The organism is Maricaulis alexandrii, from assembly GCF_005871165.1.
Taxonomy (GTDB): Bacteria; Pseudomonadota; Alphaproteobacteria; order Caulobacterales; family Maricaulaceae; genus Maricaulis; species Maricaulis alexandrii.
In genome coordinates, this window is sequence record NZ_SWKP01000006.1 from 515,040 (window position 1) to 528,945 (window position 13,906).

18 protein-coding genes are annotated in these 13,906 nt (G+C 62.9%); 3 read left to right on the forward strand and 15 right to left on the reverse strand.

Features of this window, described 5'->3' with window-relative positions:
- Nucleotides 1–85: 85 nt before the first annotated feature.
- The 4 genes from FCS99_RS08780 to FCS99_RS08795 all read right to left on the reverse strand — a co-directional run bounded on the left by FCS99_RS08780 (nt 86) and on the right by FCS99_RS08795 (nt 2,580).
- Nucleotides 86–430, reverse strand: a complete 345-nt coding sequence (locus FCS99_RS08780) for an energy transducer TonB (RefSeq protein ID WP_138511701.1) — start codon at nt 428–430, stop codon at nt 86–88.
- Between the two features lie 174 nt (nt 431–604).
- Complete coding sequence (locus FCS99_RS08785) at nt 605–1,063, reverse strand: NfeD family protein (RefSeq protein ID WP_138511702.1); 459 nt, start codon at nt 1,061–1,063, stop codon at nt 605–607.
- A 28-nt stretch (nt 1,064–1,091) separates the two neighbouring features.
- Nucleotides 1,092–2,033: an SPFH domain-containing protein gene (locus FCS99_RS08790; RefSeq protein ID WP_138511703.1), complete on the reverse strand. Its 942-nt coding sequence runs from the start codon at nt 2,031–2,033 to the stop codon at nt 1,092–1,094.
- A gap of 64 nt (nt 2,034–2,097) precedes the next feature.
- Entirely contained in the window at nt 2,098–2,580 is a 483-nt protein-coding gene (locus FCS99_RS08795) for a peroxiredoxin (RefSeq protein WP_138511704.1), read from the reverse strand.
- Nucleotides 2,581–2,677: 97 nt separating this feature from the next.
- Here FCS99_RS08795 and FCS99_RS08800 point away from each other — a divergent pair, with 97 nt between their 5' ends.
- Nucleotides 2,678–3,265 carry a YqgE/AlgH family protein gene (locus FCS99_RS08800; RefSeq protein WP_138511758.1) on the forward strand — a complete coding sequence of 196 codons (588 nt, stop codon included), beginning with the start codon at nt 2,678–2,680 and terminating at the stop codon, nt 3,263–3,265.
- A gap of 52 nt (nt 3,266–3,317) precedes the next feature.
- Nucleotides 3,318–3,740 (forward strand): PaaI family thioesterase, encoded by a 423-nt coding sequence (locus FCS99_RS08805; RefSeq protein ID WP_138511705.1) that lies wholly within the window; start codon nt 3,318–3,320, stop codon nt 3,738–3,740.
- On the opposite strand, the gene FCS99_RS08810 is transcribed toward FCS99_RS08805, so the two are convergent.
- The 11 genes from FCS99_RS08810 to coxB form a co-directional block, all read right to left on the reverse strand.
- A complete protein-coding gene (locus FCS99_RS08810) occupies nt 3,737–4,873 on the reverse strand; it encodes an EAL domain-containing protein (protein ID WP_138511706.1) in 1,137 nt (378 codons plus the stop codon). The genes FCS99_RS08805 and FCS99_RS08810 overlap by 4 nt on opposite strands.
- A complete protein-coding gene (locus FCS99_RS08815) occupies nt 4,870–5,448 on the reverse strand; it encodes a GNAT family N-acetyltransferase (RefSeq protein WP_138511707.1) in 579 nt (192 codons plus the stop codon). Before FCS99_RS08815 ends, FCS99_RS08810 begins: the two co-directional genes overlap by 4 nt.
- A gap of 47 nt (nt 5,449–5,495) precedes the next feature.
- Nucleotides 5,496–6,185, reverse strand: a complete 690-nt coding sequence (locus FCS99_RS08820; protein ID WP_138511708.1) for an SURF1 family protein — start codon at nt 6,183–6,185, stop codon at nt 5,496–5,498.
- Between the two features lie 26 nt (nt 6,186–6,211).
- On the reverse strand, nt 6,212–6,571 hold the full coding sequence (locus FCS99_RS08825) for a DUF983 domain-containing protein (RefSeq protein WP_138511709.1): 360 nt from the start codon (nt 6,569–6,571) through the stop codon (nt 6,212–6,214).
- Nucleotides 6,572–6,583: 12 nt separating this feature from the next.
- On the reverse strand, nt 6,584–7,435 hold the full coding sequence (locus FCS99_RS08830; protein ID WP_138511710.1) for a cytochrome c oxidase subunit 3: 852 nt from the start codon (nt 7,433–7,435) through the stop codon (nt 6,584–6,586).
- 68 nt (nt 7,436–7,503) lie between these two features.
- Nucleotides 7,504–8,067 (reverse strand): cytochrome c oxidase assembly protein, encoded by a 564-nt coding sequence (locus tag FCS99_RS08835; protein ID WP_138511711.1) that lies wholly within the window; start codon nt 8,065–8,067, stop codon nt 7,504–7,506.
- 73 nt (nt 8,068–8,140) lie between these two features.
- On the reverse strand, nt 8,141–9,322 hold the full coding sequence (locus FCS99_RS08840) for a cbb3-type cytochrome c oxidase subunit I (RefSeq protein ID WP_171036304.1): 1,182 nt from the start codon (nt 9,320–9,322) through the stop codon (nt 8,141–8,143).
- Nucleotides 9,323–9,360: 38 nt separating this feature from the next.
- Nucleotides 9,361–9,600 carry a protoheme IX farnesyltransferase gene (locus tag FCS99_RS08845; RefSeq protein ID WP_233352713.1) on the reverse strand — a complete coding sequence of 80 codons (240 nt, stop codon included), beginning with the start codon at nt 9,598–9,600 and terminating at the stop codon, nt 9,361–9,363.
- Nucleotides 9,597–10,580, reverse strand: a complete 984-nt coding sequence (cyoE, locus tag FCS99_RS08850) for a heme o synthase (protein WP_407658279.1) — start codon at nt 10,578–10,580, stop codon at nt 9,597–9,599. Before cyoE ends, FCS99_RS08845 begins: the two co-directional genes overlap by 4 nt.
- Nucleotides 10,581–10,598: 18 nt before the next feature.
- On the reverse strand, nt 10,599–12,215 hold the full coding sequence (gene ctaD, locus FCS99_RS08855) for a cytochrome c oxidase subunit I (RefSeq protein ID WP_138511714.1): 1,617 nt from the start codon (nt 12,213–12,215) through the stop codon (nt 10,599–10,601).
- 14 nt (nt 12,216–12,229) lie between these two features.
- Complete coding sequence (gene coxB, locus FCS99_RS08860) at nt 12,230–13,069, reverse strand: cytochrome c oxidase subunit II (protein WP_233352714.1); 840 nt, start codon at nt 13,067–13,069, stop codon at nt 12,230–12,232.
- Nucleotides 13,070–13,318: 249 nt separating this feature from the next.
- Here coxB and FCS99_RS08865 point away from each other — a divergent pair, with 249 nt between their 5' ends.
- The gene (locus FCS99_RS08865; RefSeq protein WP_138511716.1) at nt 13,319–13,876 is read left to right on the forward strand and encodes a tetratricopeptide repeat protein; all 558 of its coding nucleotides are present in this window, start codon (nt 13,319–13,321) and stop codon (nt 13,874–13,876) included.
- Nucleotides 13,877–13,906 lie beyond the last annotated feature (30 nt).

Here is a 13,906-nt window from a genome sequence, read left to right on the forward strand (position 1 = left end):
CGCATCCAGACGGGCGCAAAAAAAGAGCTGCACCCGAATGGGCGCAGCTCTTCTATTCAGCCGGACCCCGACAGGGTCGGACGGCCTAGTTGGACAGGCGGAATTCCAGCTCGCGCGAGTGACCATCGGTCTGGTCCGCAGCCGGGGCATAGCGCCAGCTCTCGATGGCGGCCAGGGCGGCGCGATCGAATACGCCAGCCGGATCAGCTTCAACAACGCGGGCATTCACGACTTCACCGGTCGCGGCGATCGAGTATTCGACACGCACCGTGCCCTCAATGCCGCGGCGTTCGGCGCCACGCGGATATTCCGGGGCGATCAGCTCGACGGCTTCACGGTCCGGCGTGGTGAGAGCGGCGGCCGGAGCCGTCAGGGCAGCCGGTGCCAGGATAGCGGAGAAGACGAGGGCAGAGACGAATTGTTTTTTCATGACGCTCACTTGAGGTTGGAATGCAAAAGCGAGCGCGTATCTAGACCCGGCATATTTCCAGCTGGCTTCCAGATTTCGTAAAATACGACCTATCACTGTCATTAGATATGCAGGGGCCGGACAGGACCGGCGAAGACGGACCCGCCCTGCGGGGCCGGTCCGTCCCAAGTATCGTCAGGCAACGACCAGAACCACGCCCTTGACCGCTTTCACGGTGCAGGTCTGGCCACTGGCGACATCGCTGCCGTCTTCGCTTTCCGCCGCCCATTCCGTATCGCCATAGCGAACCCGGCCGCGACCGGAGGCAAAATCGGCGACCACGGTGACGCGTTCCCCGATCATGCGCGAGGAGCGGTCATTGAGCCCACTATCGGCACCCAGCTTCAGCGCCGGACGGACCCAGCGATCCCCGATCCACAACAAGGGCAGGGTCAGCACGGCGAACACGCCGAGCTGGACCGGCCAGCTGATGCCGAACATCTCCATCGCGACAAAGCCGGTCAGGAAGGCCGCTGCCGCCGGCCAGAGCAGATAGCTCGTCCCGGTGAGAACTTCGGCGATCAGGATGAGTCCGGCGATCGCCCACCAGGCCCACATATTCATGCGGCCGAAAATGTCAGAGAGAATATCCATCACTTATCTCCTTGCGATGCACAGAGCCCTAGGACTTGTTGCGGGTGGCCTCACTGACGGCGTCATGGGCGGCCTTGCCCAGTTCGCCGACACCGGTGATCGTTCCGATGATGTTCGAGAATTCGGCCGGGATGATCACGGTCCGCTGCTGCTCGCTGGTCGCCAGCTTGCCGAAGGCTTCGACATATTTCTGGCCCAGGAAGTAGTTGATCGCCGACACGTCACCCTTGGCGATGGCATCGGACACCATCTGGGTCGCCTTGGCCTCGGCCTCGGCTTCGCGTTCGCGGGCTTCTGCGTCCAGGAAGGCACTTTCCTTGCGGCCTTCGGCCTCGCGGATGGCGGCTTCCTTTTCACCCTCGGCGCGCAGGATGGCCGACTGTTTGGAACCTTCCGCTTCGAGGATCTCGGCCCGCTTCAGGCGTTCCGCCTTCATCTGGCGCGCCATGGCTTCGGTGATGTCCACCGGCGGGGACAGGTCGCGGATCTCGATCCGGGTCACCTTCACGCCCCAGGGATTGGTCGCGGCATCGATGACGCCCAGAAGGCGGGCATTGATCTCGTCACGCTTGGACAGGGTTTCATCCAGGTCCATGGCACCGATCACGGTCCGCACATTGGTCAGGGCCAGATTGATGATGGCGAATTCCAGATTGTCGACCTCATAGGCCGCGCGCGGCGCATCCAGCACCTGGATGAAGACCACGGCGTCGACCGACACGGTCGCATTATCCCGTGTGATGACGTCCTGGTTGGGCACGTCGAGCACGCGCTCGCGCATGTTCATCTTGTAGCCGACGCTGTCGACGAAAGGCGTCAGGAAGTGAAGCCCCGGCTTGAGGGTCCGCGTGAAGCGCCCGAAGCGCTCGACCGTGAATTCCCGCCCCTGGGGTACCGTTTTAACCACAGACGCAATGATGAACAGCGCCAGCAGGAAGAGGACACCAATCCCGATCAATCCAAAGTCCATGCGAACCCTCCTTTTCGTTTTTGTTGGGTCCGGGAGCCCGCAGGCTCCCGGGACAGGATCCGGGTCAGAGCTGACCCAGAATATGGTCGGCGGACGACACCTTGAACTCGCCCGGGGCCTCAACATTGAGTTCCGAGACGACGCCGTCCTTGACGATCATGGAGAAGCGCTGGGAGCGCGTGCCCATGCCGAAACCGGTTCCGTCCATCACCAGGCCGATCGCCTGGGCGAAATCGCCATTGCCGTCGGCCAGCATGACGACATCATCGCCGGCATTCTGGGACTTGCCCCAGGCATCCATCACGAAGACATCGTTGACGGAGACGCAGGCGATCGTGTCCACGCCCTTGGCCTTGATCTCGTCGGCCTTCTCGACAAAGCCCGGCAGGTGCTTGGCCGAGCAGGTCGGCGTGAAGGCGCCCGGAACGGCAAACAGGGCGACAGTCTTGCCCTTGAACACGTCATCCGTGCTCACCTTGTTCGGCCCGTCGGCCGTCATCGTCATGAATGTGGCCTCGGGAAGGCGGTCACCAACCGAAAGGGTCATCTGTTTTCTCCTCCAATGGATTTGATCGTAAGACTACACGGCAAGATAGCGGGAAGATGGCTGGACGCATCCCCTGTTTGGGGCGAACATGCATCTTATGCAGTCCGACAGCCCCAAAGATGTGGATGACAGCTTCCTGGCCGGCAAACTTCTCGTGGCCACCCCCAGCATTGGCGATCCCCGCTTCGACCGCTCGGTGATCCTGATGTGCGATCATTCCGCCGAACACGCAATGGGAATCGTCCTCAACAAGCCGATTGACGGCCTGAACCTGCCTGAATTGCTGGAACAGCTGGAAATCGACGGCGCGCAGGATGCCGCGGACCTGCCGGTCCTGCTGGGCGGACCGGTCGACCGGGACCGGGGCTTTGTCGTCCATACCCCCGATTTCAACACGGCGGAGTCCACCCTGCCCATCGGGCCGGGGCTCTGCCTGACGGCAACGAAGGATGTGCTGGAGGCCATCGCCTCGCCCCGCCCGCCGCGGCACAGCCTGGTCGCGCTGGGCTATGCCGGCTGGGGTGGCGGGCAATTGGAAGACGAACTGGCCGCCAATGCCTGGCTCGTCACCGATCCGGAACCGGGCCTGATTTTCGACACGCTGAACAGTGCGAAATGGGAACGAGCCCTTGACCAGCTGGGCGTAACACCGGAACACCTGTCGGTTCTTGCCGGTCACGCCTGACCGGACCGACATCCCGCCTCCCGAAGACCCACACGAAAACCAAGGTCCTCCCATGCCCGCACACATCATGGACAGCGGCGAATTCGCCGGCTGGAAACATTGGCCCGAAGACCCGTTCGAACTGGCTGCCGGCCCCTTCTACATGACCGAGACGGATGAGGGCGTAGTCTGCGCCTTCCGCGTCCAGCCCCACCAGGTCAACGGGATGGATTCGGTCCATGGCGGCTGTTTCATGACGTTTGCGGATTTCTGCCTGTTCGGCTTCGCCCAGGAAGCGCTGGGCGATTCCTATGGCGTCACCGTCAGCATGAACACGGAATTCATCGCCGGGGCCCGGATCGGCCAGCGGGTGGAAGCGCGCGGTGAGGTCCTGCGGGCCGGCGGCTCGCTGATCTTCGTGCGCGGCGTGGTGACGTGTGAGGGCGAGACCTGCCTGAACTTCTCCGGCACGATCAAGCGCCTGCGCAATCGCTAGCCGGCGGGCGCCGCGAAACGTCCTGCAATGCCATTGCGAATGGCCTGACCGGCGGCTTCCGGCGACAGCGCCCCGGCATAGCGGAAGCCCTGGGCGAAATGGCAGCCCATTTCCGCCAGGCGTTGCGCGGCCTCATCGGTCTCCACGCCTTCGGCAACGACTTTCATGCCGAAATGGGTCGCCAGCTGGATGACCGATTTCACCACGGTTCCGGCGCTTTCATCGGCCGTCATGGCGCGGATGAAATAGCGGTCGATCTTGACGATGTCGAAGGGCAGCATGTCGAGCCGCGCCAGCGAGGAATAGCCGGTGCCGAAATCATCGAGGGCCAGGGCAATACCGGCCTCGGACAGGCGGGCCATCGAAGCGGCCGCCCGTTCCGGATCGCGCATGATCTCAGTCTCGGCAATCTCCAGCTTGAACTGGCCGGCCGGCAGTTTGGCGGCCTGGACCCGCTGGATCAGCGCGTCGCAGAAAGCCGGATCGATCAGCTCGCTGACATTGGCATTGGCCGACACGAAGACATTCGCGGCCGGCGCATGGGCGGTGCGCCAGGCCGACAGCTCGGTCACGGCATGTTCGCGGACACAGTCTGATATCCGCTCGAGCAGATCCAGATCATCCGCCATGTCGAGGAAGTCATCCGGTCCGATCACGCCCAGTTCGGGCCGGTCCCAGCGGGCCAGGGCTTCAAAGCCGGCCAGGGCGCCGGTGTCCAGGGCGATGATGGGTTGGAACCAGGCCAGCACATCCCCGTTGGACACACCCTGGGCCAGCGCGTGTTCCTCGCTGATCCGGTCGGCATGCATGGCACTGGAGCCGGCCGGCGTCATCAGACCCTCAATGCGGGTCTCACTGACACGCTGGCCCAGCAGGCGGACATAGGAGAGGCGTCCCTCTTCGCCGATCAGCCGGATGCGCAGATCAATGCGGGCCGTGCCGAGCGCGCGGTCCAGCCGGGCCTGGTCGGCGGGCCCCAGACGGGCCAGGAAACCGTCCCAGTCCAGCCGGGTGTCGGAAAAACCGAAAGCGCGGGCATCGCCGGTCAGCACCAAGGCATCGGCGACAGCATCATAGGCAAAGGCGACAGCCCCCGCGGCCCGGACACCGGCTTCGTAATCGGCCTGGGTCATAGGCGCGGATCAGTGGAGATCATGGCGTAGCGCTCATGGTCGCGCCATTCGCCGGCGATATTGAGATAGGAGCGCGACAGGCCCTCATGGCTGAAGCCAACGCCCTCCAGCAGCGTCCGGGACGCCATGTTGTTCGGCTGGCAGGCGGCTTCGATCCGGTGCAGGCGCAGCTCGTCGAAGGCAAAGGCGACAACCCGGCGGACCGCCGCGCGGGTGAAGCCCTTGCGGACATAGGGCGTGCCGATCCAGTAGCCGATATCGGCGCTTTGCAGCACGCCGCGCCGGACATTGTTGAGATTGCACGCGCCCAGAAGAACATCATCCCGCAGGCGCGTCACGAAGAAGGGATAGCCGGTGCCGGCATTGCGGTCGGCGTCATAGCGCTCGATACGGCGGCGGAAGGCGCCCTTGGACAATTCATCGGCTGTCCAGGCCGGTTCCCAGGGCTCGGTGTGGGCACGCGACGCACTGCGCAGCTTGGCCCAGGCCTCGTAATCCTCGATCCGGGGCGCGCGCAAACGCACCCCCTGCCCCGTCAGGGTCTCGTCCCAAGCGGTTTCGCGCCAGACTGCCACCGATTCAACACTCCTGTCCGGGCGGCTTCGAGGCCACCTTCTCTACATCATTCAGAACGGTTTGACCCGCCCAGTTTCAATCGTCCCTGACCGATGTGAAGGGCCAGGTAGACACCGATCAGTGCCAGAGCCAGCCCGTACCAGGTCAGCGCATAGCCGAAATGGCGCGAGGGCGGTGTCTGGGACAGAACCGCCGGCAATCCATTGTCCGCCACAGCCCAGACATCCAGCACCCGGTCCGGGTCGACATCGAGTGCCTGCGCCATCGCGGCCGTATCGAACTGATACCACTGATTGGTTTCCGGATCGTTTGACGCGCTGAACAGGCCGGGTGCGGGAAGGGGCTCCAGCCGCCAGGCCTGGGGCGCCACCCGGTCCTGCCCTTGGAACGGCTCGAAAGCCGTCTCCACCAGAAGCAGGTGCGGGGCGCCCTGCCCGCCACAGGCCGGGACCGAGATCACGCCCAGGCGGACCCAGCCAGCCTGTTCTCGAAGCGTGTAGTAGCGCAGCGTGTCGCCGGACAGCGGCATGGGCGCTTCAATGCGAGGAGAAAAGCCGGCCCCACCCCGGCCGCAGACAGCCGCGGGAAAGCCGGAAATGGTGGACCGGGTCTCGAAGGCGGCAATGCGGTCCGCTTTCCAGTTCATCCGCGCCACCTGCCATTGGCCGAGCCAAAGCAGCAGGGCCAGCGCCGGAACAGCGAAGACGGTGAGCCAGAGATGCGGTCTGAAGCGCAAGATGACGTCCTTCGGGGCGCTGACGCCTAGTCGTCCAAGCGGGCTTCCTGGGCGTCGTGGCGGTATTGCAGGGCGAAGAGCAGGCCCTTGATGGGTCGCAGGAAAGCGATCGAGGCCAGCGGAATGAAAGGCAGCTGGACCAGCATGTGTCCCCACCAGGGCGGGCGGAAGGCCACTTCCATCAGCAGGTAGAGCACGACTGCCAGAAATCCGACGATGAAGAGGACGAAGACCGAGGCCCCGTCGCCGACATCGGCGGATTCAAAATCGGCGCCGCACACATCACAGCGCGGCGCCAATTTGAGAAGTCCGTCGAACATGGCGCCCTCTCCGCAAGCCGGGCAGCGTCCGTTGACGCCGGCCTGGAAGGGAGAGGGTTTGTCCATGACAGCGTCCGCCTAGCCGAAGACGACGTAGACGAAGGCGAACAGGAAGAGCCAGACCACGTCCACGAAGTGCCAGTACCAGGCAGCGGCTTCGAGACCGAAATGCTTCTCCGGCGTGAATTGGCCCGCCAGAAGACGGAACAGGCAGACGGCCAGGAAGATCGTCCCGATCACGACGTGGGCGCCGTGGAAACCGGTCGCCATGAAGAAGGCCGAACCATAGAGGTTGCCGCCATCCGCCATGGAGAAGGCGAAATGGGCTTCGCTGTATTCATAGACCTGCAGCGCCGTGAAGCAGACACCCAGGATGACCGTGAAGATGAGGCCCAGCTTGGCGCCCTGGCGATCACCGTGCTGCAGCGCGTGGTGCGCCCAGGTCACCGTGGTGCCGGACAGCAGCAGGATCAGCGTGTTCATCAGCGGGATGTGCCAGGGGTCGAAAGTCTCGACGCCGGCCGGCGGGAAGGTTGCGAGCGCCGGATCCAAGCGGACGTCCGGGAAAATCGCGTATTCGAAGAACACCCAGAACCAGGCCACGAAGAACATGACTTCCGACGCGATGAACATGATCATGCCATAGCGCAGGTGGATATCGACAACCGGCGTATGGTCACCGGCGCGCGATTCCTTGATCACATCGCCCCACCAACCGATCATCGTGTAGAGCACGACCGCAAAGCCGAGGATCAGGCCACCCCAGGAACCGTCGCCATACATGAAGGCCAGCGGGTGATCAGACCCGACGAGACCCTTCATATTGCCCACGGCACCGACGGCCAGAAGGAACGCACCGAGCGAGCCGACGAACGGCCAGGGGCTCGGGTCTACAAGGTGGTAGTCGTGCTTAGCGGCATGCCCAGCCATCGCGAATCTCCTGCGATATCAATCAGCCCTTTGCGCCCTGATACAGGGTGGGCTCAAAAGGTTCAATGCTAAGGCGCGGCGTCGGTTGATGCCGCATCCCCCTCGGATTCAAAAAACGTATAGGACAGCGTCATGGTATGGACGTCGTCCAGTCGGCGCTCCTCGTCAATCAGCGGATCGACGAAGAAGAGAACCGGCATTTCCACACTCTCGCCGGGCTGCAGGGTCTGCTCGGTGAAGCAGAAGCATTCCAGCTTGGAAAAATAGGAGGCGGCCTTGAAAGGCGCCACGTTGAAGGTTGCCACACCCGTGATCGGGCGGTCGGTCGTATTGGTCGCCGTGTAATAGGCCAGCGCCGTTTCGCCGACGCGCACCGTCATGGAGCGCTGGACCGGACGGAAGTCCCAGCCCAGGTGACGGTTCACATTCGCGTCGAACAGGACGGTCATCTCGCGATCGAGAATGACACCGGCCTCGCCCGTGGCGACGGTGGTCGTGCCACCATAGCCGGTCACGGCGCAGAACAGATTGTACAGCGGCACAGCGGCATAGGCTGCACCAACCATCGTCGCAGCTGTCGCCCCGGCCATCAGCGCCACACGGGTGTTCTTGTTCTTCGGCAGTCGGATCATGCAGCTCACACTAGCATCAGCAGGGGGCCATACCTACCCGCTCGGCCATGACTTTCAAGTACCTCATACCGCTCTAAATTGACGCAGGCGGTGAGGCAGGCGGACGACGGCGGACAAAGGCCTCCACCAGGACCGCAACGAACAGGATCAGGCTGAGCAGAATCAGCGTGAAACCGATACTGGAGACCTGATTCCAGACTTCGAAAGTGTCTGGATAATCGACATAGCGCGACGGCATGCCCTGTGCGCTGAGCGCGACTGTCGGCAGGACCGCCAAAACGCAGCCCGCGAGAAAAAGAACGGCCTGCCCCATGGCAAGTTTCTGGCTATAGCCCATGCCGAAAATGCGTTCGAACACCGCAAAACCGATCCCGAACACGGCAATCACCCATCCCAGCGCCACAACATATTGGACTTGGGCATGGACGTAGTAGGTGTCGTGCAAAGCCTGATCGACTCCAACCGATGAGAGGGCCCAGGACGAGATCACGCCATAAACAAGACACAGGAACAGTCCCGCCGCCCACAGGATCGGAACCGGCCGCCGCGGTCTCGTCAGAGCCTTGCGGATGCCGGAAACAATCGCGCTCAGCACCGGCCAGGCGATCAATCCGTACAAGACCAGCAGGGTGATTTTCTGAAGGGGAAGCCAGCCGATCCCCTCTCCAGACCGGTAGATGTTCATCCCGACGGCCCAACTCGCGACCAGAAGCAGAGCCACGCCCGGAACAACCAGCCAGGCTTGGATCGGCCAACGCAGTCGAATGCCCCGACGCAGCCACAGCACGGCACCCGTCAGCAGCACGAAGCCGAGGACCGAGACCTCCCACTGTCCCAGCCACCAAAGCGCATTCTGCAACCAGAACGGATCCCTCCCGCCCGACGGGTCAAAAAAAGCGCCTCCGCTTCGACGAACCGACATGTAGAGATGTTGCTGACTGCCGATATAAAACCGATGTAAGAGCCAGCCCAATGATGACAGGGCGATCGCGAAGACCGGGATTTGCAACACGGCCTGCCCGCGATAACCGGCGCGGCGCGCCAGAACAGCCAGCCATACCCCGAACGCACCGAAAACCAGCATCCAGGTCAAGCCGTGTCCGGCCGCAGACCAGAAGGAGGACAGCCAGTCAGGGCCGCAATCGACCCGTTCGGAGCGAAAATCGAGGGGTGGATATAGCGCCCAGCCATCACCGAAGCCGGTCTCCCGGCCGGACGCAGCAAGACAGGTACGAAGGTCGAAGCTTGCGGTCACGGACATTCTCCCATGGCATCAAGCTTCGTCAGCCGGGTCTAGCCCGCCGCGATGTTCTGGCTGAGGCGGACAACCGTGATCAGAAACACGGCGACCATGAAGGCCACCAGGCTCAGCGCGATGTAGACATTGCGCTTCTTGCGGGCCGCCGTCTGCTCGGGGGTCAGCGCGACCTGGTCACCGGTGGGGCGGCCTTCGCGGTGGTAGAATCCGAAATTGTCGGCGCGGTCCTTCGCGGCCTGCTCGTCTTCGGTCAGGGGTTTGGTTTCGTCGGTCATCCAGTCACTCCGGGAATCGCGAGGAAAGCACCAAATCCGTGCTCCGCAATCAATGCGGCAAAAAGCGCAGCCAGATAGCCGATGGAAAAAGCGAACAGGTCACGGGCGGCCTTGTCGCCGGCGCGGACCGCATAGAGCGCGCCCTCTTCGGCGGACCCGGCTTCACCGGCGCGGGAGTTGAAGACGCGCCAGGCCAGGAGCAGGAAGAGCGCGCCACCACCCAGCGAGGTGAGCGCATAGACGACACCGCCCAGCCCCGTCAGGACAGGCGCCCCGGCGAACACGACCAGGACCAGCGAATAGAGCAGGATCTGCAGACGGGTGGACTTGGCGCCCTTGGCGACCGGCATCATCGGGATGCCGGCGGCGGCGTAGTCGCCCGACTTGTAGAGAGCCAGCGCCCAGGAGTGCGGCGGCGTCCACAGGAAGATGATCATGAAGAGGATGACGGCATCCAGCGAGATCTCGCCGGTCGCGGCCACCCAGCCGATCATCGGCGGGAAGGCGCCGGCGGCACCCCCGATGACGATGTTCTGCGGCGTCCGGCGCTTGAGATACATCGTGTAGATGACGGCGTAGAAGAAGATGGAAAACGCCAGCAGGCCGGCGGCCAGATAGTTCGACGCCAGGGCCATCAACAGGACCGACAGGACCGAAGCCACGATCCCGAATCCATAGGCATTGCTGACAGAAACCGCACCGCGCGGCACCGGACGCTTTTGCGTCCGCTTCATCGTGGCGTCGATATCCGCATCATAGGCCATGTTGAGCGCGCCGGCAGCCCCGGCCCCCACGGCCAGGCACAGGATCGACATCGCGGCCAGGAAAGGATCAGCGTCGACGGGCGCAGCGACCAGACCGGCGAAGGCGGTGAAGACGACCAGCGTCATCACCCGCGGCTTCATCAGGTCAAAAAAGTCGCGGGGCGAGGCTGTCGAAACAGCCTCGCCCTCTGCGCGATTGACGCTGGATTTGGTCAGCGTATCCAACGATCTACCTTATTTGATCTTCGGCAGCTCGCTGAACTGGTGGAAGGGCGGCGGAGAGGACAGGGTCCACTCGAGCGTCGTCGCCCCTTCACCCCACGGATTGGCATCGGCTTTCCGGCGGCGAACGATCGCGTCGATCAGCACCAGGAAGAAGAAGGCCATACCGATCAGCATGATCACATAACCCCAGGAGGACACCATGTTCCAGAAGGCGTGACCGTCCGCATAGTCAACATAGCGGCGCGGCATGCCCTGCAGGCCCAGGAAGTGCTGCGGGAAGAAGATCACGTTGGCACCGACGAAGAAGAACAGGAACTGCAGCCGTGCGAACAGCGAGTTGTACTTCACGCCGAAGATCTTCTCGAACCAGTAGTACCAGCCAGCGAAGATGGCGAAGACGGCACCCAGCGACAGCACATAGTGGAAGTGCGCCACCACGTAATAGGTGTCGTGCAGGGCCTGGTCGACGCCGGCATTAGCCAGCACCACGCCCGTCACACCGCCGACGGTGAACAGGAAGATGAAGCCGATCGCCCACATCATCGGGGTGCGGAACTCGATCGAGCCGCCCCACATCGTCGCGATCCAGGAGAAGATCTTGATGCCTGTGGGCACCGCGATGACCATGGTGGCCGCCACGAAATAGGCCTTCAGATCAACCGGCATGCCGACCGTGTACATGTGGTGCGCCCACACGATGAAGCCGATGAAGCCGATCGCGACCATGGCGTAGGCCATCCCGAGATAGCCGAAGATCGGCTTGCGCGAGAAGGTCGACACGATGTGCGAGATGATGCCGAAGCCCGGCAGGATGAGGATGTAGACTTCCGGGTGACCGAAGAACCAGAACAGGTGCTGGTACATCACCGGGTCGCCGCCACCTTCCGGCGCGAAGAAGGCCGTGCCGAAATTGCGGTCCGTGAGCAGCATGGTCAGCGCACCGGCCAGAACCGGCAGCGACAGCAGCAGCAGGAAGACCGTCACCAGAACCGACCAGACGAAGAGCGGCATCTTGTGAATGGTCATGCCCGGAGCGCGCATGTTGAAGATGGTGGTGATGAAGTTGATGGCACCCAGGATCGAGCTGACACCCGCAATGTGCAGGGACAGGATCAGGAGATCCATCGCCGGTCCGTTATGGCCCATGGTCGACAAGGGCGGATAGAGCACCCAGCCACCGCCGAAGCCCTGGTCCGCACCGGCCCCCGGCACGAACATCGACATGACGGCCAGGATAAAGGCGAAGGGCAGGAGCCAGAAGGAGATGTTGTTCATGCGCGGGAAGGCCATGTCCGGCGCGCCGATCATCAGCGGCACGAACCAGTTCCCGAAACCACCGATCATCGCCGGCATGACCATGAAGAAGATCATGATCAGGCCGTGCATCGTGGTGGCCACATTATAGTTGTGCTCGTTGCCCCAGAAGCCGTTGTTGAAGACCTGGAGGCCCGGCTCGGCGAGCTCCCAGCGCATCAGGCCGGACAGGCCACCACCAATGATCCCCGCGAAGATCGCGAAGAGCAGGTACATCGTACCGATGTCCTTGTGGTTGGTGGACAGGACCCAACGGCGCCAGTCCCAAATGGACGGTGTGTGATCGTCGTGCGTAGCAGCGTCAGCAGACATGGTTCAGCCCATCCCTAGTCCAGTTGCGCCAAGCGCGTTTCCCGCGCGGCGGAATATTCAGCAATCACGGCATTGGCCTCGTCCGTACCCGGACCGGCCTCGACCCAGGCATCAAACGCGTCCTGCGACACCGCATGCACTTCGATCGGCATGAAGGCGTGGCGGATACCGCACAGCTCGGAACACTGGCCGTAATAAATGCCCTCTTCCTCGACCTGGAACCAGGTCTCGTTGATACGGCCCGGAATGGCATCCATCTTGGTGCCAAAGGCCGGCATCGCCCAGTTGTGGATCACGTCGGCAGCCGTCACCTGAAGGCGCACCGTCGCCCCTGCCGGAACCACCAGCGGGTAGTCGACAGACAGGTTGCGGAGTTGGCCTTCCTGAAGGTCTTCCTCGGCCACCATGTTGGAGAAGAATTCCGGGACTTCCTGGTCCGGATACTCATAACTCCAATACCACTGGTATCCCGTTGCCTTGATGGTGAAATCCGCTTCCGGAATTTCGTCCTGGAAATACAGGAGCGGGAAGGACGGGATGGCGATCACGACCAGGATCAGGATCGGCACAGCGGTCCAGACAACCTCGAGCAGCGTGTTGTGGCTGTTCTTGGAAGGCGTCGGATTGGCCTTGCGGTTGTAGCGGATGATCACCCACAGAAGCAGGCCCATCACGAAGAGTGTGATCGGAATGATGATCCACAACAGCAGATCATGGAATTCGTGGATCCGGTTGGCGATCGGCGTAACAGCGGGCTGGAAGCCCAGATTTCCGTCGGTCGGCTGGCCGGGCGTCGCGAAGGCGCCGGTGGCGGCAGTCATCCAAGTGAGCGCAAGTGCGGTCAGGAATCGCATGGCTTCCCCATACAAGTCAGGCATTAAGGCAGGGGACCCCCTACCGATGGCGGCGGAATATAGAGCCCGTCCCCGGCCCTGTCAGGCCATCAACGGCATTTTTTGTGGCGGCTTTCACAGAAAAGCTCAGCTCTTCTTCCAACCCTCTGAATTCGTTTTGTTTTATGGAAGCCCGCAAAAATTTGATCCGCAGACTCGCTTTTGACGTGGTACCATAAAGCCGTCGAAAGTGGGGGAAAGGAGCCAGTGATGCGTCCATTCGTCTCAGTTTTGCTTCCCATTGGCCTCGGACTCGCCGGGCCCGCCCAGGCGCAGATCGTGGTGCTGGGCGAATCACCGGCGGCCCGCTGTTTCCAGCATACCGCGGCCGGCCGCTCCGACCGGAGCGCCCTCGCCGTCTGCGACCGGGCGGTGGAAACCACGACCCTGCCGCGCGGGGACCGCGCAGCCAGCTTCGTCAATCGTGGCATCCTCCTGATGCGCCGGGGCGACAGCGAAGCCGCCCTGGCCTCCTATGACACGGCCGAGCAGATGGGCCTGGACGCGCCTGCCTCACTCGCGCTCAACCGGTCCAGCGCGCTGATCCGGCTGAGCCGGTTCTCCGAAGCGATCGAACAGGCCGACCTCGTCATCCGTCTCGGCGAACACAATCTACCCGAAGCCTGGTTCAACCGCGGCGTGGCGCTGGAATTCATGGGCGAACTCGAACCCGCCTATCGCGCCTACGCCCGCGCCCTCGAATTGCGTCCGGACTGGCCTCTGGCCCAGCGCGAAGTGGACCGCTTCACCGTGCAGCGCGAAAGCTGACGCAGTCATGCGTGTTTGCGCCCGGGGGTG